This is a genomic window from Nocardioides alcanivorans, assembly GCF_021555175.1.
Taxonomy (GTDB): Bacteria; Actinomycetota; Actinomycetes; order Propionibacteriales; family Nocardioidaceae; genus Nocardioides; species Nocardioides alcanivorans.
This window is the reverse complement of record NZ_JAKGRW010000019.1, coordinates 384,990-408,160: the sequence shown is the minus strand read 5'-3', so window position 1 is coordinate 408,160 and position 23,171 is coordinate 384,990. Positions and strand designations below refer to the sequence as shown.

The 23,171-nt window shown below is 67.8% G+C and carries 23 protein-coding genes; 13 read left to right on the top strand and 10 right to left on the bottom strand.

What is annotated here, in order from left to right; translation table 11 throughout:
- Positions 1–9: 9 nt before the first annotated feature.
- Together L1066_RS12405 and L1066_RS12400 are read right to left on the bottom strand one after the other, a co-directional pair.
- The gene (locus tag L1066_RS12405; protein WP_235736613.1) at positions 10–675 is read right to left on the bottom strand and encodes a TetR/AcrR family transcriptional regulator; all 666 of its coding nucleotides are present in this window, start codon (positions 673–675) and stop codon (positions 10–12) included.
- 32 nt (positions 676–707) lie between these two features.
- Positions 708–2,120, bottom strand: a complete 1,413-nt coding sequence (locus tag L1066_RS12400; protein ID WP_235736612.1) for a Fic family protein — start codon at positions 2,118–2,120, stop codon at positions 708–710.
- A gap of 201 nt (positions 2,121–2,321) precedes the next feature.
- Here L1066_RS12400 and surE point away from each other — a divergent pair, with 201 nt between their 5' ends.
- Together surE and L1066_RS12390 are read left to right on the top strand one after the other, a co-directional pair.
- Positions 2,322–3,308 carry a 5'/3'-nucleotidase SurE gene (gene surE / locus L1066_RS12395; RefSeq protein ID WP_235736611.1) on the top strand — a complete coding sequence of 329 codons (987 nt, stop codon included), beginning with the start codon at positions 2,322–2,324 and terminating at the stop codon, positions 3,306–3,308.
- The gene (locus L1066_RS12390) at positions 3,305–3,559 is read left to right on the top strand and encodes a hypothetical protein (protein ID WP_235736610.1); all 255 of its coding nucleotides are present in this window, start codon (positions 3,305–3,307) and stop codon (positions 3,557–3,559) included. The genes surE and L1066_RS12390 overlap by 4 nt, the downstream gene beginning before the upstream one ends.
- Before the next feature lie 335 nt (positions 3,560–3,894).
- On the opposite strand, the gene L1066_RS12385 is transcribed toward L1066_RS12390, so the two are convergent.
- On the bottom strand, positions 3,895–4,752 hold the full coding sequence (locus L1066_RS12385; protein WP_312007657.1) for an epoxide hydrolase family protein: 858 nt from the start codon (positions 4,750–4,752) through the stop codon (positions 3,895–3,897).
- A gap of 88 nt (positions 4,753–4,840) precedes the next feature.
- On the opposite strand from L1066_RS12385, the gene L1066_RS12380 reads away from it, so the two are divergent.
- From L1066_RS12380 to L1066_RS12370, 3 genes are all read left to right on the top strand, one after another.
- Positions 4,841–5,296: a MarR family winged helix-turn-helix transcriptional regulator gene (locus L1066_RS12380; RefSeq protein ID WP_235736609.1), complete on the top strand. Its 456-nt coding sequence runs from the start codon at positions 4,841–4,843 to the stop codon at positions 5,294–5,296.
- Between the two features lie 9 nt (positions 5,297–5,305).
- Positions 5,306–6,286 (top strand): adenosine deaminase, encoded by a 981-nt coding sequence (gene add, locus L1066_RS12375; RefSeq protein WP_235736608.1) that lies wholly within the window; start codon positions 5,306–5,308, stop codon positions 6,284–6,286.
- Between the two features lie 102 nt (positions 6,287–6,388).
- The gene (locus L1066_RS12370) at positions 6,389–7,591 is read left to right on the top strand and encodes a tyrosine-protein phosphatase (protein ID WP_235736607.1); all 1,203 of its coding nucleotides are present in this window, start codon (positions 6,389–6,391) and stop codon (positions 7,589–7,591) included.
- A 63-nt stretch (positions 7,592–7,654) separates the two neighbouring features.
- Here L1066_RS12370 and arfB read toward each other — a convergent pair whose 3' ends face one another.
- Positions 7,655–8,053 (bottom strand): alternative ribosome rescue aminoacyl-tRNA hydrolase ArfB, encoded by a 399-nt coding sequence (gene arfB, locus L1066_RS12365; RefSeq protein WP_235736606.1) that lies wholly within the window; start codon positions 8,051–8,053, stop codon positions 7,655–7,657.
- 98 nt (positions 8,054–8,151) lie between these two features.
- On the opposite strand from arfB, the gene L1066_RS12360 reads away from it, so the two are divergent.
- Positions 8,152–8,376 carry a hypothetical protein gene (locus tag L1066_RS12360; protein ID WP_235736605.1) on the top strand — a complete coding sequence of 75 codons (225 nt, stop codon included), beginning with the start codon at positions 8,152–8,154 and terminating at the stop codon, positions 8,374–8,376.
- Positions 8,377–8,452: 76 nt separating this feature from the next.
- On the top strand, positions 8,453–9,904 hold the full coding sequence (locus L1066_RS12355) for a basic amino acid/polyamine antiporter (RefSeq protein ID WP_235736604.1): 1,452 nt from the start codon (positions 8,453–8,455) through the stop codon (positions 9,902–9,904).
- Positions 9,905–9,927: 23 nt separating this feature from the next.
- Here L1066_RS12355 and L1066_RS12350 read toward each other — a convergent pair whose 3' ends face one another.
- Complete coding sequence (locus L1066_RS12350; RefSeq protein ID WP_235736603.1) at positions 9,928–10,923, bottom strand: alkaline phosphatase family protein; 996 nt, start codon at positions 10,921–10,923, stop codon at positions 9,928–9,930.
- A gap of 187 nt (positions 10,924–11,110) precedes the next feature.
- Between L1066_RS12350 and L1066_RS12345 the strand changes: the two genes are divergently transcribed.
- Positions 11,111–11,929 (top strand): tyrosine-protein phosphatase, encoded by an 819-nt coding sequence (locus L1066_RS12345; protein ID WP_235736602.1) that lies wholly within the window; start codon positions 11,111–11,113, stop codon positions 11,927–11,929.
- Between the two features lie 183 nt (positions 11,930–12,112).
- Positions 12,113–13,042, top strand: a complete 930-nt coding sequence (locus tag L1066_RS12340) for a hypothetical protein (protein WP_235736601.1) — start codon at positions 12,113–12,115, stop codon at positions 13,040–13,042.
- Positions 13,043–13,203: 161 nt separating this feature from the next.
- On the opposite strand, the gene L1066_RS12335 is transcribed toward L1066_RS12340, so the two are convergent.
- The 5 genes from L1066_RS12335 to L1066_RS12315 all read right to left on the bottom strand — a co-directional run bounded on the left by L1066_RS12335 (position 13,204) and on the right by L1066_RS12315 (position 19,072).
- Positions 13,204–14,484 carry a sulfate adenylyltransferase subunit 1 gene (locus L1066_RS12335; RefSeq protein WP_235736600.1) on the bottom strand — a complete coding sequence of 427 codons (1,281 nt, stop codon included), beginning with the start codon at positions 14,482–14,484 and terminating at the stop codon, positions 13,204–13,206.
- Complete coding sequence (gene cysD, locus L1066_RS12330; protein WP_235736599.1) at positions 14,484–15,398, bottom strand: sulfate adenylyltransferase subunit CysD; 915 nt, start codon at positions 15,396–15,398, stop codon at positions 14,484–14,486. Before cysD ends, L1066_RS12335 begins: the two co-directional genes overlap by 1 nt.
- A gap of 57 nt (positions 15,399–15,455) precedes the next feature.
- Complete coding sequence (locus tag L1066_RS12325; RefSeq protein ID WP_235736598.1) at positions 15,456–16,424, bottom strand: sulfite exporter TauE/SafE family protein; 969 nt, start codon at positions 16,422–16,424, stop codon at positions 15,456–15,458.
- Between the two features lie 132 nt (positions 16,425–16,556).
- Positions 16,557–17,756: a Dyp-type peroxidase gene (locus tag L1066_RS12320; protein WP_235736597.1), complete on the bottom strand. Its 1,200-nt coding sequence runs from the start codon at positions 17,754–17,756 to the stop codon at positions 16,557–16,559.
- A complete protein-coding gene (locus tag L1066_RS12315) occupies positions 17,756–19,072 on the bottom strand; it encodes a NosD domain-containing protein (protein WP_235736596.1) in 1,317 nt (438 codons plus the stop codon). The genes L1066_RS12320 and L1066_RS12315 overlap by 1 nt, the downstream gene beginning before the upstream one ends.
- Before the next feature lie 137 nt (positions 19,073–19,209).
- Here L1066_RS12315 and L1066_RS12310 point away from each other — a divergent pair, with 137 nt between their 5' ends.
- The 4 genes from L1066_RS12310 (at position 19,210) to L1066_RS12295 (ending at position 23,121) form a co-directional block, all read left to right on the top strand.
- Positions 19,210–19,872, top strand: a complete 663-nt coding sequence (locus L1066_RS12310) for a hypothetical protein (protein WP_235736595.1) — start codon at positions 19,210–19,212, stop codon at positions 19,870–19,872.
- A gap of 248 nt (positions 19,873–20,120) precedes the next feature.
- Positions 20,121–20,780, top strand: a complete 660-nt coding sequence (locus L1066_RS12305) for a hypothetical protein (protein WP_235736594.1) — start codon at positions 20,121–20,123, stop codon at positions 20,778–20,780.
- Positions 20,777–22,291, top strand: a complete 1,515-nt coding sequence (locus tag L1066_RS27730) for a sensor histidine kinase (protein WP_235736593.1) — start codon at positions 20,777–20,779, stop codon at positions 22,289–22,291. The genes L1066_RS12305 and L1066_RS27730 overlap by 4 nt, the downstream gene beginning before the upstream one ends.
- Positions 22,243–23,121: a hypothetical protein gene (locus L1066_RS12295; RefSeq protein ID WP_235736592.1), complete on the top strand. Its 879-nt coding sequence runs from the start codon at positions 22,243–22,245 to the stop codon at positions 23,119–23,121. The genes L1066_RS27730 and L1066_RS12295 overlap by 49 nt, the downstream gene beginning before the upstream one ends.
- Positions 23,122–23,171: the final 50 nt, after the last annotated feature.

Sequence of the window (23,171 nt, the reverse complement as noted above, 5' to 3'; positions counted from 1 at the left end):
GAGCCGAGGTCAGGCGTCCTGCTCCTGGTCGGGAATGGCCAGGAGCAGGAACCAGGAGACCTGCTTCTCCAGGGACGAGATGTCGGCGGATGGGAGACCCTCGCCGCTGGTGTAGATCCGTGAACCGAGGGTGCGGAAGGCCAAGGTCGTCGCGAAGCGGGTCCATGCGACCTGCTGCTCGCGGGTGAGACCCGGCGTGACGCGGGCGACGGCAGCAGCCTTGCGCTTCACGGTGGTCACCGACTTGTCCAGGTAGGACTCCATGAAGTCTGGATGATTGGCGGCCTCGGCCAGGAACTTCACGGTGAACTCGCCTTGGGGTTCCTCGGTGATCTCCACGATCGGACGGGTGAAACAGGCGATCACCGCGGTCGGCGTCGGTACCTCCTCGGTCTCGACCTTGCGCAGCCATTGGTCCTGCTTCTCGGAGAGGCTCGCAATGCGGGTGGTCAGCAGCGCGTCCACGAGGTTGTGCTTGGAGCCGAAGTGGTAGTGGATCGCGGCAGGGTTCACGCCACTCTCCTTGAGGATCCTCCGTGTCGACACCCCTTCGATGCCGTGTACGGCGAACAACTGCTCGGCCGCTGCCAGGATCAATGCACGGGTCGCCGCCCCATCGGCACGTCCTTCACGGGTGTTGTTCCCGCGCTCGGCGGCAGGCTCTGAGGTTCCCACCCCCACAGCCTATATTCATTCATGCGGCTGACTTAACTCGAGGTGTGCCGTCCCTTGCGACGCGGGCGTGGGTCGTCCAGCTGATTCGCGGACCTGCCGGGTAACGGGTGGGGGATGAGCCGATCGTGCAAGTCCTCGACGGGTGCCCAAGCGAACTGACGGCCACTCTTGCCGCGATGCAGGAGACCGCGCTGCTCCAAGTCCATGAGGTCCTGGCGGGCGGTCTCGCCACTGACCTGATGGCTCGTGGCGTGCCCCCGGACGGTGAGCCAGGTGCTCGGCTCCTTCAGTGCGCGATCGAGGAGTGCGAGTTGACGGTGGTTGTAGATGCCGGGCGCGGCCGTGAGGCTCTGGTTGAGCTCGCGGATCTCTGCGGCCTTGTTGGCAAGGTAGCGGTGCAGTTCTGCGATGGCTCTGTTGATGACGCCGACGTGATGGATGAAGAAGTGCGTGAGGTCGCCTTCGTCCGTCTCGGTCAGGAGGAACGAACGCCCGTACTGGCTCGAAGCCTTCTGCAGCAGGCGGGAGATGCTGAGGAACTCGACGAGCCAGTAGCCGTTGCGCAGCATCGTCCAGTAGAAGAGGGCGCGAGCGGTGCGGCCGTTGCCGCCCTCGAAGTAGTTGTCGTGGCCCACCATGAAGTGGACGGTGACGGCACGGAGGACGGGTGGCAGGTAGTGGTCGGTGCCGCCGCCATTGGCGAATTCGCACAGGCGGCGCATGCGTTCAGGCAGTTCTGCCGCTGCGGGGCGAGCATGAAGCAGCGCGCCGAACGTGTTGTGCACGGCGATGCGCTCGGCGTCGTGAGTCTGCATCCGGCCGGCGCTGCTGGGATTCTCCAGGGTTCCATCGGTGATGATGCGATGGATCTCGCAGACCAGCTCCGGCGTCAGGTCGGCATCGCGAAGTTCGCCGATGCGCTGCATTGCCAGGTAGCTGTTGAAGATCATGCGCTCGCTGTGATCGCGCGGAGCCCGGCCAACTCGTAGCATCTCCTTGGCCACCCGCCGGGTCGTGGCAGCCCCTTCGATTTGGCTCGAGGTGATGGCCTCCTCGATCAAGGAGTTGACGACGTAGCGGTCACGGGTGGCGGGGTTGGTCACCTCATCGAAGATGGTGATGTGGCCGCTTGCCTCACGGGTGATCTGGTCGACGGCCACCAGCACCTCGTCGGGGAGTGCATAGCTGAAGGGCCGCCCGGTGGTGCTCCGCAGGTGCTTGATCGGACGGTGGACGCTGCGCCGGGCCAGACGAACCGCGAACCACCATTCCTCGACGGTCAGGTCGCCAGGGGGATTCTTGAAGCGAAATCTGTCCCATGGCAGATAGCGACCGGGTGGAGCACCATCCGGGAGCGCCTGCTCGATGACCGTCGCGAGCCGGCCCGCGCCTTGGATCTGGGCGAGTAGGTCCCGTGCATCGGGCGGCGGCGCGGGGATCCTCAAGCGAACTCCAAGTTTCTTCGGAACTTGAAGTTCAAGGTAGGGGTTGAGGTCCTGAACTTCAAGCGCTGGAGCTCGCTTGAAGTTGGCTGCGGAAGGCATCTCGATGGCCGGGATCAGGCGGCCGGTCCGCCAGAACCGGCGCTCCTACGATCCGGCCTGTCGTGACGCCCGTCACGCGTTCCTCTCTGACCTAGGACGACCATGAAGCCACTCCGACTCCTCGCCCCGGCGACGGGTGCAGCCACGGCACTTGCGCTCGCCGGCACCCTCTCCCTGACGGCGAGCGCGCAGCCCGCACCACACACCTCGACTGCCGGCACGCTCTCGCTGAGCGCGCAAGCGGCACCGCAGGCGGTGCCCACCGCGGGCCTGGACATCCTGCTCACGAATGACGACGGTTGGTCTGCGCCGGGCATCAATGCCGTGTACGACGCGCTGGTCGCCGCCGGTCACAACGTGACGATGGTTGCGCCGGCGAGCAACCAGAGCGGGGTGAGCACCAAGATCGACTTCGCGGGAACGCTGACGGCCACCAACCCGGTGCCGGATGACCCCAACATCTGGTCGGTCACGACCACCCCGGCCGGCTCGGTCCTCTTCGGACTGAACGAAGTGCTGGCCGATGATCTGCCCGACCTCGTCATCTCCGGGACGAACGTCGGCGAGAACATTGGCTTCGGCACCAACTTCTCCGGCACGGTGGGGGCCGCAACGGTGGCGAGCGGGATGTATGACATTCCGTCCATCGCCGTCAGCACGGAGGTCGTTCGCGGCGAGGACGCCACCATGGCTTACACGCAGACTGCTGACCTGCTGGTCGACCTGATCTCTGGCGGGCTGCCGGTCCTGCCGCGTGGGCAGTTCCTCAACATCAACCACCCCTGGGTGGACCAGGAGCACGTCGCGCCGCTCGGGGTGCGTTACGTCGATCTTGCAGACCTCTCGCCCGCTGTGTTCGGCTTCGGTCAGAGCGAGACGGACCCGACTCAGTGGGCGATCGAGATGGATCCCAGCCGAGCAGACCGGGCTCCTGCCGGCACGGACTCGGCGGACCTCCGCGCGGGCTACATCACGATGACGGTGATGGATGCCGACCGCGGGCTCGACGTCGATGAGGTCCCTGGCGTGGCGGGGCTGGTGCGTGATCTGAATGGTGACCCGCATCCCCCAAGCCGGCCGCGTCGGTGAAGAGGATTCCGCGCAAGGTTGCCAAGAACGCTCGTTACTGGGTGCTCACCTCGCACGTTCCCGCCGGAAGTCGGATCAAGGTCGTCTGGCGTCCCCGCGCCAAGTCGGGCAAGGCCACTCGTTTCGTCCAGCGCGCCACGGTCGGCGACGGCATGTTCCGACTGGCCTCCGCCCCGAAGGCTGGGGACTACCGGGTGAGCGTCAAGTTCTCCGGCAAGCAGCTGCGCACCGACGCGGTCAGGGTGCGCTGACGCCCACCGGCACGAGTGATCGGTTCCTGCTGATCCCGCGTCGAGGATCAGCAGGAACCGACCTGTGGCCCGGAGGGCCGGGTGTGCAGGTCACGTCTGCGTGAAGAACAGGTGCACGTCCTCTGCCAGCAGGTCGGGCACCTCCATGGCGGCGAAGTGTCCGCCGCGTTCGAACTCCGACCAGTGCCGGACGTCGTACAGGCGCTCGGCGAGGGGACGGACGGACTGGGTGATGTCGTGTGCGAAGACGGCGACGCCGAGCGGGACCCGGCAGGGCGCGGACTGTCCCGGACGCGTGTCGTGGTGCAGGCGTGCGGAGGAAGCTGCGGTGGCGGTCAGCCAGTAGAGGGAGACGTTGGTGAGGAGTTGCTCATCGCTGATCCGTGACCGTGGGTCGGTCCACTGCGCGAAGCGCTCGGCGATCCAGGCCAGTTGGCCGACGGGGAGTCGGTCAGCGCGTAGCCAATGGTCTGGGGCGTGAGCGCCTGAAGGGCTTGGTAGGGAGGGCGGTTCGCCATCAGGTGTCGGATCTTGTCGAGGCGACGCTCGTCCTCCGCGGTCAGGTTCAGGCCTGCCGCGCGGTCGGGACGAGTCGGCAGGTAGTTCACGTGTACGCCGATGACGTGCTCGGGCGCGATGGCGCCGAGGGCGGTGGAGATGCCGGCGCCGAAATCGCCACCTTGGGCGCCGTACCTCGGGTAGCCGAGGCGGCGCATGAGTTCGGCCCAGGCGTGTGCGATGCGCGTCGCGTCCCACCCGCTCTCGTGGGTCGGGCCGGAGAACCCGTAGCCCGGGATGGACGGGATGACCAGGTGGTAGTCGCGGCTGAGGGGTGCGATCACGTCGAGGAACTCCAGGAACGATCCCGGCCAGCCGTGGGTCAGGATCAACGCGCGTGCGTCCGGACGCCGCGAACGGACGTGGACGAAGTGGATGCGCTGGCCCTCGATCTCGGTGATGAAGTGGGGGAGGTCGTTGAGCAGGGCCTCCTGCTTGCGCCAGTCGAAGGTGTGCAGCCAGTGGTCGGCCAGCTCCTTGAGCCGCGACAGCGGGAAACCGTAGTCCCAGCCGGCATCGGCGACCTCGTTGGGCCAGCGGGTGTGGGCGAGCCGGTCGCGTAGATCGTCGAGATCGGCCTGCGGAATGTCGATGCGGAAGGGGGCGATGCCTGCCGGGCCATGGGTGGCGGTCATGGATGCTCCGATCGTTGGGGCGACTAACGATTTCTGAAAACGTAGCACACGACCGTTGGGGCGCCCAACGATGTCGTAGGCTCAGGGCATGGAGGAGAAGCCTGACGAGAGTGCCGATTGGAAGGGCATGCCGAGTTGGCTGCTGAGTCGGCTTGCCGAGCACTCGCACCGTCTCGTGGCCGACGGTTTCGCGTCGGTCGGTGTTCGTGGCTACCACTACCGGGTGGCCGCGACACTGGCGCAGTTCGGCCCCGCCAGCCAGGCCGAGGTCGGTCGGCGTAGCCAGATCCACCCCAGCGACATGGTCGCCACGGTCAACGAGCTGGCCGAGCGACAGCTGGTGGAGCGCGCACCCGACCCCTCCGACGGCCGTCGCAACGTGATCTCGTTGACCGCTGCAGGGAGGCGGGCGCTGAGGCAGTGGGACAAGTGCCTCGCGGCGAGTCAGGAGGGGCTGTTGGCCCCGCTGTCCGCCGAGGAGGGGCGAGAGCTGACCGTGCTGTTGACGAAGTTGTTGCAGCACCATGGCGGGGCGGGTCGATAGGGTTTCTGGGTGGACAGAGCTGCCCTGGTCGAACTGCACCTGCACCTCGACATCTCGATCTCGTTCGACGTGGCTACCCGGTTGGAGCCGGGACTGACCCGGACCGACTACGAGCTGGACTTCCGGGGGCCGGCCCGGTGCGGTGACCTGGCCGAGTTCCTCCAGACCACGAGCCGGCAGGTGGCGCTGTTGCAATCTGCCGATGCACTGCGTTTGCACACCGAGGACCTGGTGCGCAGGATCGCCGCCGAAGGGGTGGTCTATGCCGAGCTGCGTTTCGCACCGCTCCTGCACACTGCCGCCGGCATGGCTCCCGAGGCCGCCGTGGAGACGGTCGTCGAAACCGCCGCGCGGGCCAGTGCTGGGGCCGGAATCGACACGACCCTGATCCTGTGTTCGTTGCGGCACTTCTCGGAGGCCGAGAGCCTGCGCACCGCAGACCTCGCGGTGCGATTCGCCGACCACGCAGTGGCCTTCGACCTCGCGGGCGACGAGGGAGGGTTCTCGTTGTCTGATCACCTCCCTGCCTTCCGCCGGGTCATCGACGCGGGCGTCCCCTACACGGTGCACGCCGGCGAGGGGGCGGGGCCGGAGTCGGTCACCGAAGTGCTTGACCTCCTCGCTCCCAAGCGACTCGGGCACGGCGTACGCGCGGTGGAGGATCCGGCGCTCGTGGAGCGGATCATCCGCGACCAGGTCCACCTGGAGACCTGTCCCTCGTGCAACGTCCAGCTGGGGTTGTATCCGTCGATGGCGCAGCACCCGGTCGACCAGCTCTATCGAGCCGGCGCCTCGATCAGCGTCTCCACTGACAGCCGTACGTCGACGGTGACCACCATGCCGGAGGAGTTCGCTGCGCTCGGCGAATCGTTCGGGTGGACTCCCGCGGACCGCGACCGAGTCAGCCTCATGGCGATCGATGCTGCCTTCGCATCGCCGGAGGTGAAGCAGCGGGTGCGGCGACGAATCACGGGCGAGATCACTGGGTGATCGCGACCGTTCCGCCCTGCCCGGCCACCGGAACCGGACCGTCCTGCTGAGCTTCGCATCCCTACATTCACTGTGACTCAAGTCACCGGATGAAGGAATGGCATGCAGACTCGGAAACTGCTCGGCAGCCTGTTGGCGCCGGCGCTCGTCAGCGCGGCTCTCGCCGTACCCGCAACCGCCGTCGCGCCTGACGGTGCACCGTCAGCGAGCGAGCGGTCCACCGCACGCACTGCAGGCAAACGGGTCAACCAGGTGGATGTCGAGCAGCGCGGAAGCGGCTACACCGTCACGTGGGCGGCACCGGGTCGACACAAGGTCTATGCCAGCAAGCGTCCCGGCAACCCGTCGAAGAGCGGAAGGCTCGTCGGCACGAGCAAGTGGGGCGCCGTGCACGTCAAGGGGCTCACCGCCAACAAGCGGTGGTACTTCGAGGTCGCCCCCGTCAAGCAGGTCAAGAGAGCCAAGAAGAAGCGCAAGGACGTCAAGGGTGTCATTGCCTCGACACATCACCTCGGGCTCGACAGCACCAGCAACACCCGCGACCTCGGCGGTTTCCGCACGGTTGACGGCAAGACCGTGAAGTGGGGCGTGCTGTTCCGCGGCGACGCCGTAACGGCGCCCACGGCTCGCGACGTGAAGGTGCTGAAGGGGATGCGCTTGACGCGGTCGGCCGACTTCCGGGCCGACACCGAGATCGCCAAGGACGGTGCCAATCAGTACGACGCGTCGGTGAAGCAGATGGCGGTGCCGCTGCTCGACGACAGCACCACAGCGCTCTCGGATGCTATCCAAGCCGTCATCCGTGACGGTGACCCGGCGGTTGCCGAGGAGCTTCTCGGTGATGGAAAGGCGGAGGAGATCGCTGCGACCGGTCCTGCCAAGATGATGCGTCGCCCGGCGGTGCGCGACTCCTTCGGACGGATCCTCAAGGTCCTGGCCAAGAAGAAGGGGGCACCGCTGATCTTCAACTGCACGGCAGGCAAGGACCGGACGGGTGTCTTCGCCGCTGTCGTCCTGCGGGTGCTCGGCGTTCCGGAGAAGCCGTTGCTCGCGGACTACGAGTTGTCCAACAAGTACCGCGCCGCCTACAACGACCGTACCTACCAGTACCTCGAGAGTGTGGGTGTCGACGCCGATCTGCTGCGTCCGCTGATGGAGCAGAGCGGCGCCAACCTCGCCAACATGTTCCGCGCGATCGAGGAGGACTACGGCACGTTCGACAAGTTCGTCAAGAAGGGCCTCGGGTTGGACAAGAAGACCGTCAAGAGATTGAAGGCGAACCTGCTGGTCTCCTCGATGGAGTGAGCGTGCTGCCTTTCGGCAAGATCGGAACACGTTCGCTCCACTGAAGGCCGCGGGTGCCCACCGTCAGTCCGTGGGTCGCCCGCGCAGCCGCTTGGTCTCGCTGCGCTGCTTCTTCTGGGTGATCCGCCGTTGCTTGGCACCCCGCGACGGTTTGGTCGGGACCCGTCGGGGTGGTGGTGGCTTCATCGCCTTCTCGAGCATCGTCACGAGACGCTCCTCGGCCGCGCGGCGGTTCCGGAGCTGGGAGCGGTACTCGGACGCGACGATCACGATCTGGTCGTCGAGGCGGGTGAGCATCCGTTGCTTGAGGTGCTCGGGAAAGGCGTCCGACCCGGCGAGGTCGAAGGTCAACTGCACGCGGGTGTCGGCGGTGTTGACGTGCTGGCCGCCCGGACCCGACGAGCGCGAGAAGCGCCAGGCCAGGTCGGCATCCCCAATGGCATGGCCGCCGACGACAATCACAGCCCCATCATGCCCGCGCCCCGTGCCGCAGCTTCCACCGAGTGCTCGGGGTCGCACCCATTGCCGGGTCGGGTCCAGTTGCGATAACTTGCATTTTCATGCCAAGCAAGGCGTATGTCTCGAGAACACGTACGCCGACGCTGTCGGACGCGCTGATCCCGCTGGTGCCGATCAAGCCGGCGCTACTCGCCGCCGGCAGTGACACCGCGGCCTCGCTGCCGGTGCCGTGGAACTCCTACGGCGCCCTGATGCCGCCACCCTCGGAGCATCGACGTTGGGCCACCTGCCCCGTGCGGCGTCCAGCCACGTCAGTCCCGCGCTGAGCGGGCGCCACGGAACCGCCGGATTCAGGATCGAGAAGGTCGAACCCATCGAAGTCCAGGAGGAGGGAGAAGTCGCATGAGTTCCACGACAGAAGAGGCGCCCCGTGCTGTCTCGAAGATGAGTCTGCCCACGCTGACGGCCATGGTGGTCGGCGGCATGGTGGGTGCCGGGGTGTTCTCGTTGCCAGCCCGCTTCGGCGTGGCGACCGGCATCCTCGGCTCGCTCATCGCCTGGGCGATCGCCGGCACGGGCATGCTGATGCTTGCCTTCGTCTTCCAGAACCTCGCGAACCGCAAGCCGGACCTCGACTCCGGTGTCTTCATCTATGCCAAGGCCGGCTTCGGCGACTACGCGGGATTCAACTCCGCGATCGGCTTCTGGGCCAGCGCGGTCGCCGGCAACACCTTCTACTGGGTGTTCATCACGGCAACGATGGGAGCGTTCTTCGACGGTTTCGGCGACGGCGACACCGTGCTCGCCGTCGCACTCTCGTCAGTGGGCGTGTGGCTGTTCCACGCCCTGATCGCTCGTGGTGTGCGGGATGCCGCGGTGATCAACCGGATCGTCACGGTCTTCAAGGTGCTGCCGATCCTGGTCTTCATCGTGGTGCTCTTCATCTCCTTCGACGCCGGGGTCTTCGCCGACAACTGGACGGCGACCGGCTACGGGGACCTCGGCGGCCTCGACGAGCAGGTCCGCAACACCATGATCATCACGACGTTCGTCTTCCTGGGGATCGAAGGCGCCAGCGTCTACTCGCGCTACGCCAAGAAGCGGTCGGATGTCGGCCGGGCCACAGTGCTGGGCTTCCTCTGCGTGCTGTCGATCTTCGCGCTGGTGACCCTCTCGAGCTACTCGGTGATGCCGCAGCCCGACATCGCCGACACCCGGCAGCCGTCGATGGTCGGCCTCTTCGAGTACGCCGTGGGCGACTGGGGCGAGGTCTTCATCAGCGTGGCGGTGGTCGTCTCCGTGCTCGGCGCCTACCTGGCCTGGACGCTGATGGCGGCCGAGGTCATGTACACCCCGGCGCGCAACGACGACTTCCCGGCCTTCCTCGGCAAGGAGAACGCCAACGGCACCCCGATCACCGCCCTCGTCGTCAGCTCACTGGCCGTCCAGGGATTGCTGGCGGTGACGTTGGTGCTCACCGACGCCCTCAACTTCATGCTCGACCTGTGCACCAGTCTGGCGCTGATCCCCTACTTCCTCGCTGCGGCGTACGCGCTGAAGCTCGGGCTGAGCGGCGAGTCCTACGAGGACGCCACCGCTCGCACCCGACGGACGGAGACGATCATCGCGGGTGCGGCCACGGTGTACACGATGTTCCTCTTCGAGGCCGCGGGCCTGAAGTTCCTGCTGCTCTCCACCGTGATCCTCGCGCCGGCGACGCTGCTCTACGTCAAGGCCCGCAGCGAGCGGGGGCGACAACTCTTCACCCCCACCGAGATGGTGCTGTGTGCCCTCATCGTGGTGAGCGGGATCATCGGCGCCGTCGGCCTGTGGACCGGACGCATCACCGTCTGAACGACGACGGGCGGGGATCGCTACTACCAGTCCAGCTCGTGGCCGTCGATGTCGCGCGGGTCGAGCTCCGGAAGGCCGAGTGCCTCGAGGGCCACGGCAGCCAGCTGCAGGTTGCGGACCGGCTGCGGACCGGCGTACCCGGGCCTGGTCCTGCGCGGGTTGGCGAGGTGGGGATTGAGTGCGTAGAGGTCGCCGTGGTCGACGCCGGTGCCCCAGATGATGAACGGCACCGTGTAGTTGCCGCGACGGTGGGCGGTGTGGTTCTTGTGGCCAGAGGTGACGCCGTGGTCGGCGGTGAGTACGACGAGGGTCGAGTCACGCAGCACCTGGTCGGACTCGATCGCGGCCAGGACGGCGGCGAGGCTCTTGTCGACCGCCCGGACTGCCTTGAGGTAGCGCTTGGACATACCGCCGTGGGCATGGCCGGCCGCGTCCGGGGCGGGGAGGTGGAGGAAGCTCAGGTGGGGATGCCTCCTCACGAGGTGCTTGACCGCCTTCGCCACCAGCTTGGCTGATCCCACGCTGTGGTCGTTGCGGATGACCTGCCGGTCGAACGCCGCGGGCCACGAGTCGGTGAAGAGGTCGAACTTCGACTTGCCGGCGAAGATCGCCGTGCGCAGGTCAGCGCGGTGTGCGATCGAGAACATCGATTCGATGTCGGGGTCCCCTGATGCCTTCTGGAGGGTGTCGTGGGCGCGGTCGACGTTCCACGTCACTCCGTGACCGCCACGCGCCTTGTTGATGCGACGACCCGTCACCATGCTCGCGTGGTTGGGAAGGGTGATGTTCTGCTCGCGGGCGGTGCGGGCATTGAGGGTGTAGGCCCCCTCCCGGGCCATGCGGTGGAGCGTCGGAGTGCCCTTGCGGCCGAGCTTGCGGATCGCCTTCACCGCCAGGGCGTCGACCGAGATGGTGACGACGTGCTCGACCTGAGGCGACTCGACGCCAGCGTTCTCCTCGGTCGGCGCGGTCGTCCGGGCCTGGCCAGCCCCGGGTCGACGGAGGCGCCCGTGCCGCACCCCGCCACCATGAGCGTTGCCGCAGTGAAGGAAGCGAGCAGGTGACGTGTCTTCATGCAGGCAGCTCCGATGAGTGGCGCGTGGTCTGCCTCCAGAGTGGACCCAGGTGGCGGGTGACTCAAGGGCAGGGCTACTCGCCAACGGGAGCGTCGGCCCGCGGCAGCAGGTGCCGTCGTACGGTCCGAGGATGGACCAGAGGACAGAGGCAGTGGACCGCAGGGTGGCGCTGGAGTGCACCACCAACACCCGCGACCTGGGTGGGCTGATCACCGAGGACGGGCGCCAGGTGCGCCGGGGGATGCTCGTGCGCACCGACGCCGTGCTCGCCCCGACCGACGCAGACCGGTCCCTCCTGCGTGACCTGGGCATCCGTCACGCGGTCGATTTCCGCGCTGAGGCCGAGGTGAGCGCCAACGGTGCCAACGCCTATGACCCCTCCGTCAGGGTGCTCGCGCTGCCACTGCTCGACGAGGGCACCGCCTCCGTTGCCGACGTGATCGTCAAGGTGTTCCGTGAGGGTGACGTCACGCTCGCCGAGGAACTGCTCGGCGGCGGACGATCGCAGGAGATGAGCGCTGTCGGGCCGCTGCGGATGGTACGTCGCCCAGTCGCCCGGGAGTCGTTCGCTGAGGTTCTCCGGCTGCTCGCCACCGACGACGGCGCGCCGCTGGCCTTCAACTGCACGGCAGGCAAGGACCGCACCGGGGTCTTCGCCGCTCTCGTGCTGCGCCTGCTCGGAGTCTCGGAGGACGACATCGTCGCCGACTACGTGCTCTCCAACGAGTGCCGGGCGGAGTGGAACGCGGGTGCCTACGAGCGTCTCGGAGCCGCTGGCCTCGACATCGAGCTCATTCGCCCACTGCTCGAGCAGGAGGCGTCGGCGATGACCGCGATGTTCCGGGCGATCGATGAGGACTTCGGTGACTTCGAGGCCTTCCTGCGGGAGGGCCTCGGCCTCGAGGAGTCCGTGCTCGCGACGCTGCGCGAGAAGTTGCTGACCGACTGAGCTGGTCGGAAGCGGCGGTCCGCTGCTGAAGCGTCGCACGTGCACCGGTCCAGCACGCTGAGCGGCGGTCTGCTGCTGAAGCGTCGCACGTGCACCGGTTCGGCATCCGGGCGAGCGTGATCGTCGCGCTGGCCCTGTGGATGACGACTGCGGGGGACGGCGTCGTTCGGGCAAGGTCGTGACATGAGCGCTTGTCCTGAGTTCGCTGCCTTCGATCCGCGTGAGCCCTTCACGCGATCCGAGGCGGTGGCGGCCGGGCTCACCGACAACGATCTGCGCAGCAGGCACTACCAGCGGATCTTCCGCGGAGTCCACATCGCGTCGACGGTGCGCGTCCGCGATGAGCACCGCTGCCGGGCGGCCCTGAAGCTCGCCGGCCCGCGCGCTCATCTCAGCCACACCAGCGCCGCGAGACTCTTCGAGCTGCCGGTGCCACGCTCGTCCGGAGAGCACATCACGGTGCCGACCGCGGCGGAGCGGCGCCGCACCCGTGGACTGACCTGCCACGTCTCGCCGCACGACGCCCTGGTGATCGAGCACCGAGGGATGCGGGTGTCATCGCCCACGCGGATCTTCTGCGAACTGGCCACCCTGCTCGACCTGGTGGAACTGGTCATTGTTGGCGACCACCTGCTGAAGCACGGACTCAGTGGTCGCCAGGAGTTGGAGGCGGTCGTCACCCATTCGCGGTTGCCCGGTGCGAGCCGGGCTGCGTTGGCGTTGAGCCATGTGCGCGACGGGGTGGACTCCCCACTGGAGACGCAGTTCCGGATGTTGTTGGTGCTCGGTGGACTCCCGGAGCCTGACATCGGCATCGAGGTGCGCGACGAGCGCGGCGTGCTGATCCGCAAGCACGACATGGGCTACCCCGACGTCAAGGGAATCATCGAGGTCAACGGCCGCTTCCATGTCGACAACCGCGTCAACTGGGAGTCCGACATCCGGCGTCAGGAGGAGAGTGGCAACGAGGGTTGGCACACGATGACGCTCGTCTCGCGTGACCTCCGTGATCCAGCACAGACCCTGCGACGGGTTCTTCGGTTCCTGCATCGCCTGGGGATGCGCGGACTGCCGGCGCGGCCGGGGGACGACTGGCGGCCCTACTTCCGTTGAGGCGCCCGCCCGATCCTGCGGTGCAGAAGCGTCGCAGATGAACCGCTTCAGCACGCCCGCCGGCTCTGCGGTGCAGAAACGTCGCAGATGAACCCGTTGTGTGAAATGCAGCGACCCCAGCGGTGCCGAAGCACACGCCGGGGTCGCGGGGAGCGGCGTACTCAGCCGTTGATCATGCCGGCACCGACGGTGACGCCGGTGGCCTCGTCGATCAGGATGAACGAGCCGGTGGTGCGGTTCTTCGAGTAGGGGTCGCACAGCAGCGGCACGGTGGTGCGCAGCTGGACGCGGCCGATCTCGTTGAGGCCGAGCTCGTTGGCTTCCTGGTCGCGGTGGAGGGTGTTGATGTCCAAGCGGTACTGGATGTCCTTCACCAGGGCGCGACCGGTGCGAGTCGTGTGCTTGATGGCCAGCTTCTGGCGCGGGCGCAGCGGCTCGTTGGTCATCCAGCTGATCATCGCGTCGATGTCCTGCGCCGGCGTCGGTGCGTTCTTCACGCGGGCGATCATGTCGCCACGCGAGACGTCGACGTCGTCCTCGAGCCGAACGGTGACCGACATGGGCGGGAACGCCTGGTCGACCTCCTTGTCGAAGACGTCGATCGCAGCGATCCTGCTGGTCATGCCGCTGGGCAGCACGACGACCTCGTCACCCTTCTTGAGCACACCGCCGGCGACCTGGCCGGCGTAGCCGCGGTAGTCGTGGTATTCGTCCGACTTGGGGCGCACGACGTACTGCACCGGGAACCGGACGTCGATCATGTCGCGGTCGGAGGCCACGTGGACGTGCTCGAGGTGGTGCATGAGGGTCGGGCCCTCGTACCACGGGGTGTTCTCGGAGCGGTTGACGACGTTGTCGCCCTGCAGCGCCGAGATCGGGATGACCGCGAGGTCGGGGATGTTGAGCTTCGTCGCGAACTGGGTGAACTCGGCGTGGATCTTCTCGTAGACGGCCTCGTCCCAGTCGACCAGGTCCATCTTGTTGATGGCCAGCACGAGGTGGGGCACGCGCAGCAGCGAGAGGAGTACGGCGTGGCGCCGCGACTGCTCGGTCAGACCGTTGCGGGCGTCGACCAGCACCAGCCCCAGGTCGGCGGTGGAGGCACCGGTGACCATGTTGCGGGTGTACTGGATGTGACCGGGAGTGTCGGCGATGATGAACTTGCGCTGCGGCGTCGCGAAGTAGCGGTAGGCGACATCGATGGTGATGCCCTGCTCACGCTCGCTGCGCAGACCGTCGGTCAGCAGCGAGAGGTCGACGTAGTCGTCGCCGCGAGCGCTCGAGGTGGCCTCGACGGCCTCGAGCTGGTCGGCGAAGATCGACTTCGAGTCGTAGAGGAGCCGACCGATGAGGGTCGACTTGCCGTCGTCCACGCTGCCGGCGGTGGCGAAGCGCAGCAGGTCCATCTGCGGCTTCGCCTCGGTGATCACGGGCTCGCTCATCAGAAGTAGCCTTCCTTCTTGCGGTCTTCCATGGCTGCTTCGGAGAACCGGTCGTCGCCGCGGGTCGCGCCACGCTCGGTCAGCCGGGCCACCGAGATCTCCTCGATGATCTCGTCGACGGTCGACGCAGTCGACTCGACACAGCCGGTGAGGGTGATGTCACCGCAGGTGCGGAAGCGCACGGTGCGCTCGGAGGCGACCTCGCCGTCGCGCATGGGGTTGAGCGGGGTCTCCGTCATCAGCATGCCGTCGCGCTCGAAGACGCGGCGCTGGTGGGAGAAGTAGATCGAAGGGATCTCGATCTCCTCGCGGCGGATGTAGTCCCAGACGTCCAGCTCGGTCCAGTTGGAGATCGGGAAGATACGCATGTGCTCGCCGGCGTGCAGGCGGCCGTTGTAGAGGCTCCACAGCTCGGGACGCTGCATCTTCGGGTCCCACTGGCCGAACTCGTCGCGGTGGGAGTAGACGCGCTCCTTGGCGCGGGCCTTCTCCTCGTCGCGGCGGCCGCCACCGAAGGCGGCGGTGAAGCCGTTCTCCTCGATGGCGTTCAGCAGGGTGCCGATCTGGAGCCGGTTGCGGCTGGTCTTGCCGTCATCGACCACGACACCGTTGGCAATCGCATCGTCGATCGAGGCGACCACGATCCGCGCACCGAGACGGTTCATCCAGTTGTCGCGGGTCTCGAGGACCTCCGGGAAGTCCAGGCCGGTGTCGACCTGGAGCAGCGGGAAGGGGATCTTGGCCGGGTAGAAGGCCTTCTCCGCGAGTCGGAGCATCACGATGGAGTCCTTGCCGCCGGAGAACATCAGCACCGGCTTCTCGAACTCTGACGCGACCTCACGGAAGATGTGGATCGACTCCGCCTCCAGCTGGTCGAGCTGACTCAGCTGGTAGTCGGCATGTGTTTCAGTCATGTCTGAACTATGACCTCTCTTGGGACAGCAGCTGTCATCGTATCGACAGCCGGAAGATCACCGGCCGGTGCTCTCCTCGATCGGTTCGTCACTCTGTTCACGCTCGGGATGCCGCCAGGCGCCCGAGTTGGGGTCAAAGGCTGGCAGACCCCTGGTCTGGCGGACGAATCCCCACACGAGCGGGCCGAGCAGCAGCATCGCCGCGCCGAGGATTCCGACTGCCTCCGGGCTGATGCCGAGCAGCTTGAGGCCGGTGAGGCTCAGCACGATGACGATGCCGCGGCGGATGACGCTCTGGCTGACCCAGTGGGCCATTCGGGCGCCGAGGAAGGTGCCGGGGATGCCGCCCACGATGAGCGGGATCAGCACCTCCCAGTCGACACCACTCACGATCACGTGACCGATCGCGGCCGCCAGCACCAGGGGGACGGCCTGCACCAGGTCGGTCCCGACCAGCTTCACGGCCGACAGGGTCGGGTAGAGCAGCAGCAGGGCCACCATGATCAATGATCCGGAGCCCACCGAGGTGATGCCGACGAGGAGGCCACCCACCATGCCCACGATCAGGGTCGGGACCGGCCGCACCGTGACCGCCTCACTCGGGGCCTCGTTGCCGGAGGTCACCATGCGAAGCTGCAGATACATCCGCAGCGTGTAGGTCGCTGCCGTGAAGAGCAGCGCGATGCCGATCGCGGTCTTCACGAACTCCTCCTGGTCGCCCGTGGCCCCGAAGTGGTCGATGATGAAGGCCCCGGCGAACGCGAAGGGGACGGATCCGACGACCAGCAGGCCGGCGAGCTTGAGGTTGGGCGACCCGTGTCGCCAGTGCACCCCGGCTCCGACGCTCTTGGTCACCGACGCCGAGACGAGGTCGTTGGCGACCGCCGCGGTCGGATTGATGCCCAGGAAGATCAGGGCGGGCGTCATGAGCGCGCCGCCACCCATACCGGTCAGGCCGACGACGATGCCGACGCCGAAGGACACGGCGAGCACGGCGAGCGCGGCGGTGGTGAAGATGTCCGGCACCCAGACTCCTAGGTCAAGTGAATCACTAGTGATAGATATGACTGATCAAGGTAGTCGAAAGATCCGATCGCGACCCAATTCCTGGCCGGCCGTCCCGTGGCGCTGAGGTTCGGTCCGCGGACCCGGGACCGCTCAGGGTCGGCCGGTGAAGAGGGGCGAGCCCAGGGGGCGGTCGGCGTCGAAGCCGGGGAGGACGAGGAAGGCGATCTCGGCAGTGGGGGTGGCGAAGTCCATCAGACGGTCTTCGCGGTCCATCCGCAGTTGGGTGCGGCTGAAGACCTCCACGTCGTCCTGGAAGCTCATGAAGAGCAGTCCCGAGCGGTCGGGTCGGCCGTCAACCGATTCGCGGAACCCATAGCTGCGGCGCAGCATCACGGTGCTGTCGGTGAAGGAGGGGTGGGCGGCGCGGACGTGTGATCCGGTGGGGATCAGGTAGACGCCGTGTGGTGTCTTGGCGAGCAGGTTGGGGTCGTCGAACTTCGCGCCGCCGCTCAGCGGTGCACCGGTCGCCCGGACCCGCCCGAAGATCGCCTCCTGCTCGGGCACGTCGAGCTCCGCGAAGCCGGCGGTGTCGAGCTCGAACCGTCGTACGACGCCGACGGACGCGCCGGCGGCAGCGCCTTCCGTGAGGAACACGTGGTCCGGCGTGCCGGAGGTCGTCTCGGGCTGCACGATGCCGTCGTCGAAGCCGAGCGGGTTGATCGTCACCATGCCTTCCCCCTTGGGGCGCCAGGTGAGCTGGCTCCAGCGTGGAGTGAAACCGGCCCGGGCCAGGACGCCGGTGATCGCGTCGCTGACCTGCGCGGTCGTCTCCGGGGCGTCGGCCGCCACGGCGATGACGAGGTCGCCGCCCCGGCAGCGGTCGGGGATCGCTGAGCTCCGCGCGAACTCGGGGAGGGCCAGCGGCACCTCGACCCCGGTGAGGGCCAGCAGCCGCTCGCCGATTCCGATCTGCACGGTGAGCAGCTCCGGATCGGTCAGGAGCCGGGGATCGCGGGGATCGAGCGCGGTCAACGAGGTGATGTCGTCGCCGAGAGTCGCCAGTGTCCGTTGGAGATGGGCAACAGTCAGGCCCGCACCTGCGTCGAAGACGTGGAAGTAGAGGTGCGTCGGCGGCCGGGTCGGCAGGTGCAGGCCTGCCTGGTGCACGCCGTGCGGATCGACCCGGCCGATCTGCTCTGCGGGGACCGCGGGCTGAGCGGCGGTCGGGGTGGCTGGCTCGGGCTCGAGCTCCCGGGCAACCACGGCACCGAGCGCGGCCGTGGCCAGCCCGGCACCGCCGGCCGCCAGGAACCTTCGCCGCGACGTACCCCGGGGGTGTGCGGCGCCCATCAGCCGAGATCCGCCAGCAGCGATGGTTTCGGCGTCTTCACCGCGTCGATGTCGGGGTGCTCGACGGTGTCGGGCAGCCGCTCCGGTACGTCGTCCGATGCGGGCAGGCTTGGCAGGTCACCGGGCTTCGTCACCTCGAGGAACGAGACGCCGTCGGGCACGGTCAACGCCTTCAGCGGGGCGGCAGCGGGATCGGGGTCGGCGGTGCAGGAGAGACCGAAATCGGCCGGGTGCAGGAGCAGGGTCGCGACGTCCGGCCCCTTGAGGCAGGTGTTGCTCGCCGGGTAGGCCTCGAGCGACAGGTTCACGACGTCGGCACGGTTGTCGGTGAAGGTGTTGTCCTGCAGGGTGTTGCCGGAGGAGACGACGTCCTCGGCGTTCTGCACGATCACGCCGGCGTTGATGTTGCCGCTGATCAGGTTGCGCAGCAGGGTGTTGTCCTGGCCGCCCGCGATGCCCACGCCGATCCCGTAGCCGCCGTCGGCCTGCAGCGGGGAGTCGGCGTCGGAGTTGTCGCTGATCACGTTGCCTGCAACGAGATTCCCCTTCTGGGGCACGAACGCCTCCTGGTAGTTGGAGGTGAGCGTGAGGCCGACGCGGTTGTCGCTGAAGCGGTTGCGCACGATCGTCAGTGAGTCGGAGGCGTTGGCGTTCTCGAAGCCGACGGCGTTGCGGGTGGCGACGTTGTCGGAGACGACGATGTCGCAGTCGCGGCACTGACCCACGTAGAAACCACTGTCGGCGGAGCCCGACGCCCAGGAGTTCGTGATCGTGCCGTGCTGGGTGTTGAAGGCATAGATGCCGTAGAGCCCGTTGTTCGTCGCGGTCACATGGTCGACGGCGAAGCGTTGCAGGGGCGGGAACCGCTCCGGGTCGAACTCGTCATATCCGGTCTGCGCCGGGGTCAGGGCCTCGTCGCCGTCGTGCGTGCCGGTGACCAGCACGCCGTACAGCAGGGTGTCGGTGACGGTGAGGTTCTCGACGCGTACACCGTCGGCGATCGCGATGACGCCAGCGGTGCGGGTGCCTTCGCCGGTGATCACGACGCCGTTGCGATCGGCACCCCGCAACGTGACGCCGGGGACGTTGACCAGCACTTCTTCGGCATAGGTGCCGGCGCTGACGAGGACGAGTCCGTCCTCGGCCACCTTGTCCATCGCCTCGGAGATCGTCGCTGCATCGGCGGGGACGTGGACGACCGGCTGGGTCTCGACCGGCGCGTCCGCCGCCTTGTCGTCGCTGCCGCACCCAGCGAGGACTCCGGCGGTCAGGAGAAGGGCCGCCACCTGGGCGACTGGACGCAGGCGGAACGGCATGTCACAACTTTCGTTCGAACCGCGGCCATGGCCGGGTGGGTGACTGTGCGGGGAGATCGGGCGCGCCGATGATAGCGTTCGGCGTTGACAAGTTGTGCACACCGCCGGCTCCGACGGTGATTCCGAGAGGCTTTCAGATGACCTCGACGGGGCCTGCAGGCGCCGCTGTCCATCGCCGCGTCCTGATCGCTGCCGCGCTGGCCGCGACCCTGCTCACTGCCTGCGGCGACGACGAACCGACGGAGCCCGGCGACGATCCACGTGCGTTGACGTCGGAGGAGGCCGAGCTCCTCTCGCTCACGCGCTTCCGTCTGCACCAGCAGGAGACCGTCCCGGTCGAGATGGAGTGGCCGGGGACCCCGGCGACCGAGCTCGACGTGACCCTCGACCTGCACGCCGGCCTGGCCTGGGGGCGGATGGAGTCCGATGGCGCCGAGAGGTTCATCCTGTGGGACTCGAAGGCGCTGGGCACGGCGCCGCTCGGTGACGACCTGCCGGCTGCGGATGAGTGGTCCACCCGGAGGCTCACGACCGAGGTCCCGCAGGACATCTTCATGATGCTTGCGCTGACGCTCGGCGCGGACCGCCCGGAGAACCCGGTGCTGCTGCAGCAGAACTCCGCCAGGTTCCTCCGTCACGACGAGGTCGACGGCACCAGGGTCACGGTGATGGAAGGCCCGCGCCCCGCCCAGGGAGCGATGCGCGCGAGTCCCGCACGCGCTACTGGATCGACGACGAGGGCAATCTGCTCCGGTTCGAGTCCTACCTCGGTGACCGGTCCGGTGAGCTGGCAACGGTGACGGTCGTCCCGCCCCACGACGAGATCGAAGGTCTCGCAGCCGCAGCGTCGACGGTGCTGCTTGCCGGTCAGCGCTGAACCCTCCGAGTGCGTCGACGAGATCACGGGCACGCTCGTGGTGACGTGGCCGAGGGGACAGCACCACGACCACGTTCAAGGTGTCGCCACCCAAGGACTGCGATGTCAAGGACGGATCGGGGCGTGGAACTCACGCACGATAAGTGCAGTTCGTGAGTAGTCTTCTGGATCGTGACCCAACAGCTGCGTGGCCAACGACGGATAGCGATCGTCGAGGACCATCTGTTGCAACGGCGGCGTACCGAGGAGATCCTCGGTGATCACCCCGGACTGGTGCCGGTGTGGAGCGGCGAGTCGTTGCTCGCACTGCGCGACTGGTTGTCCCGGGCCCCGCGTGCCAACCATCCGCACCTGGTCGTGCTCGACCTGCAGGTCGACCGCGGGCCCAACGTCGACCCGGCCCACGTGCGCGAGTTGGTCGACGCCGGCATCCGGGTGCTGGTCGTCTCTGCCCTCGCCTCGCCGGACCTCGTCCGGCAGGTGCTGCGGGCGGGCATCGGCGGCGTGGTCGGCAAGCGGGATCCCGAGACCGATCTGCTCGCGGCTGCGTGGTCGGTGCTCGGAGGCGGCTCCTGGGTGACTCCTGAGCTGGCCAACGTGATGGCCGGCGACCCCGAGCGTCCGCGGCTGAGCGACCAGGAGGAGCGGGCGCTGGTGCTCTACGCCTCCGGCCTGACGCTGGAGGCGGTGGCCCAGGCACTGGGGGTGCAGCCGGACACCGCGAAGAAGTACCTCGCCCGCGTGAAGGCGAAGTACGCCGCCGCAGGCGAGCAGGTGCGCTCCAAGTTGGAGCTCAACCAGGTCGCGAAGCGCGACGGCTACCTCGCGTGACGCTCCCGGGCGGGCGGTCTGTTCCGACCCTCGTCGCCACGACCCTGGCCTTCTTCTGGCGCGGCTTCCTCGACGGGTTGTCTCCGGCACGGGCCGGCGCCGGCTGGGCCAGTCGCACCTTGGTCAACTCGCTGCGTGAAGTCGTGCTCCGTGCGGTGGTGTCGCTGCACGTGCTCGTGCTGGCCGTCGTCATCGGTCAGGTCGTCGGTTCGCGGCCCTCCGTCGGTGTGGTCGCCGCAGGGGCCATGCACCTGATCTGCATCACGGTGGCCCTCCTGGCGCTCCGCCGACCGGTCCTCGGCCCGGCGTTCATCCTCCTCACCTACCTCGGCAACACGCTCGACCTGCTGACGGCACCGACGATGGCATCCGCATCCACCTTCGCCGCGATCTGGATGCTGCACCTCACCGCCGCGCTGTCGATGGCGCTCATTCCCGGCCGGGCCGGGATCGTGGTGCCCCTGGTCGGCGTCGTTGTCGCCTGCGGTGTCCCCCTGCTGGTCCATCCCGACTGGGAGTCCGGTCTCTTCGTCGGGGCCGTGACGGCCACGGTCTTCATCGTGATCGCCACCCGCTGTGGCATCGCCCTGCTGAGTCGCCTCGCCCACCAGGTGGACGAGCAGGCCCGGGTCGCCGCGGCTGAGCAGCGGGCCGCGAGTTGGGCCACCAGCGCGGCGCGGGGTACGGCGGAGCGCGGGTGGGTGCTCCACGACACCGTGATCAACACCTTGGGGGCCATCGTGCGCGGTGGTGCCGCCACCCGCGATCTCGCACTGGTCCGGGAGCGCTGTGCTCGCGACGCCGAGGTGGTCGCCGCGATGGTGGCAGGCGCCGACGAGCCGCTGGGCGGTGATCGGGGTCCCCTGGCGGTGCTCGAGGAGAGTGGACTCGCGGTCGAGCACACCGGTCTGACGCCCGACGCGGTCGCGGCGGCGAGTGCAGACCTGCCGGCCGGGCAGTGGATCGCCGTCGGACGGGCCGTGCACGAAGTGCTGCTCAACGTCCGCAAGCACGCGGGTGTCTCAGCGGTGCGTTGCGACGTACGCCGGCATCGAGGCAGGCTCCACCTCACGGTCTCCGACGCCGGGCGGGGATTCGACCCCGAGCAGGTCCAGATGCGCGGGCTCTCCGGCTCGGTGGTCGAGCGGTGTCGGCACGTCGGTGTCGACGTCGACGTCGACTCCCGCCCGGGTGGCGGAACCTCGGTCACCTTCCGGATGGGGGCCGCGAAGGGGCGTGGGACGAAGGCGGAGCCGCAGCCGGTGGGTGAGCTGGTGATCGGCCTCCGTCAGCGGGCGGTCTGGGCATGGGCCTGGGGGTGCTGCTGGTCAGCTTCCTGCTGGAGTTCGTCGACCGCCCGGGCGAGTGGAACGGCACCCAGATGGCGGTGTGCGTCGCGGCCGCGGCCACGTTGGTCGTCTGGTGGCGGCACGATCCGGGGAAGCCACTCACTGCAGGGTCGGTGTTGCTGCTCGTTGTCGCCAGTGGAGCGGTCTTCGTGCTCTCGCTGACGCCTACGGACTTCGCATCCGAACACCCGACGCAGTGGAAGGCAGTGAGCTACTCGGGTCTGATGATCGTGGCTGCAGTGCTCTCCCGCTCCCGTCTGGTCGCTCTCGCGGTGGTGGTCATGCAGGCAGTCGTGGCGCTCGTGGTCGCGCTGACCCTCACGGAGTCCGCCGATACTGCGTGGATCGTGATGGTGGGCTGCGCCCTCTCGATCCACCTGACCGTGGGTTGGCTGGGGTTCGACTCCTTGCTGCAGAGACTGGGGGAGCGAGCCTCGGCCGACCACGAGGTCGAGGTGGCGGCCCAGGCGGAGCGCGCCGCCACGCTCGCCTCGGAGCACATCCGCGCACAGGGCCGGGAGGTCGGACTGCAACGAGCCCGGCGCTTGTTGGTCGCGCTGTCGCAGGGTCGCCTCGATCCGCACGACCCGAAGGTCCAGGGATGGTGCGGCGAGGCCGAGGCGCAGCTGCGCGAACTGATCCGGATCGATCCGAGCCTGGTGCGGATGGGGCCATGGCTGATGCGTGGCCTCGCGCGAGCCCATCGGCGCGGGGTGCGCCTGCTGGTGCGCTCGGGCACGGTCGAGCCCGACAACGCGGAGCTCGCCGACACGTTGGGCGGGCTCCTCCTGCAGACGGTGGAATCCGTCGCCCCGGGAGAACAACTGACCGTGAGCCTGCACCCTGCTGGGGAGGAGGTGGCCTTCACCCTGGTGGCGCCGCATCCGCGGCTGATCGCCGGCGATCGCCCCCTGGAGCAGTTGTCTCCCGATCAGGTGCAGGTGCGCGTCGAGACCTTCGCGGGTCAAGACCTCCTCCGCGCACTGGTCTGAGCACCAGCGGTCGGAACAGACCCCCAATAGGGGGTCATTTCGTGTCGCGA

What these genes read in the sequence shown, in the direction of transcription:
- L1066_RS12380 (WP_235736609.1), top strand. Translation starts at nt 4,841, where the DNA reads ATGGAGGAGAAGCCTGACGAGAGTGCCGATTGGAAGGGCATGCCGAGT.
- L1066_RS12385 (WP_312007657.1), bottom strand. Translation starts at nt 4,752, where the DNA reads ATGACCGCCACCCATGGCCCGGCAGGCATCGCCCCCTTCCGCATCGAC.
- L1066_RS12320 (WP_235736597.1), bottom strand. Translation starts at nt 17,756, where the DNA reads ATGGGCGCCGCACACCCCCGGGGTACGTCGCGGCGAAGGTTCCTGGCG.
- surE (WP_235736611.1), top strand. Translation starts at nt 2,322, where the DNA reads ATGAAGCCACTCCGACTCCTCGCCCCGGCGACGGGTGCAGCCACGGCA.
- L1066_RS12340 (WP_235736601.1), top strand. Translation starts at nt 12,113, where the DNA reads ATGAGCGCTTGTCCTGAGTTCGCTGCCTTCGATCCGCGTGAGCCCTTC.
- L1066_RS12370 (WP_235736607.1), top strand. Translation starts at nt 6,389, where the DNA reads ATGCAGACTCGGAAACTGCTCGGCAGCCTGTTGGCGCCGGCGCTCGTC.
- cysD (WP_235736599.1), bottom strand. Translation starts at nt 15,398, where the DNA reads ATGACTGAAACACATGCCGACTACCAGCTGAGTCAGCTCGACCAGCTG.
- L1066_RS12310 (WP_235736595.1), top strand. Translation starts at nt 19,210, where the DNA reads ATGACCTCGACGGGGCCTGCAGGCGCCGCTGTCCATCGCCGCGTCCTG.
- L1066_RS12315 (WP_235736596.1), bottom strand. Translation starts at nt 19,072, where the DNA reads ATGCCGTTCCGCCTGCGTCCAGTCGCCCAGGTGGCGGCCCTTCTCCTG.
- L1066_RS12360 (WP_235736605.1), top strand. Translation starts at nt 8,152, where the DNA reads ATGCCAAGCAAGGCGTATGTCTCGAGAACACGTACGCCGACGCTGTCG.
- L1066_RS12355 (WP_235736604.1), top strand. Translation starts at nt 8,453, where the DNA reads ATGAGTTCCACGACAGAAGAGGCGCCCCGTGCTGTCTCGAAGATGAGT.
- L1066_RS12335 (WP_235736600.1), bottom strand. Translation starts at nt 14,484, where the DNA reads ATGAGCGAGCCCGTGATCACCGAGGCGAAGCCGCAGATGGACCTGCTG.
- L1066_RS12345 (WP_235736602.1), top strand. Translation starts at nt 11,111, where the DNA reads ATGGACCAGAGGACAGAGGCAGTGGACCGCAGGGTGGCGCTGGAGTGC.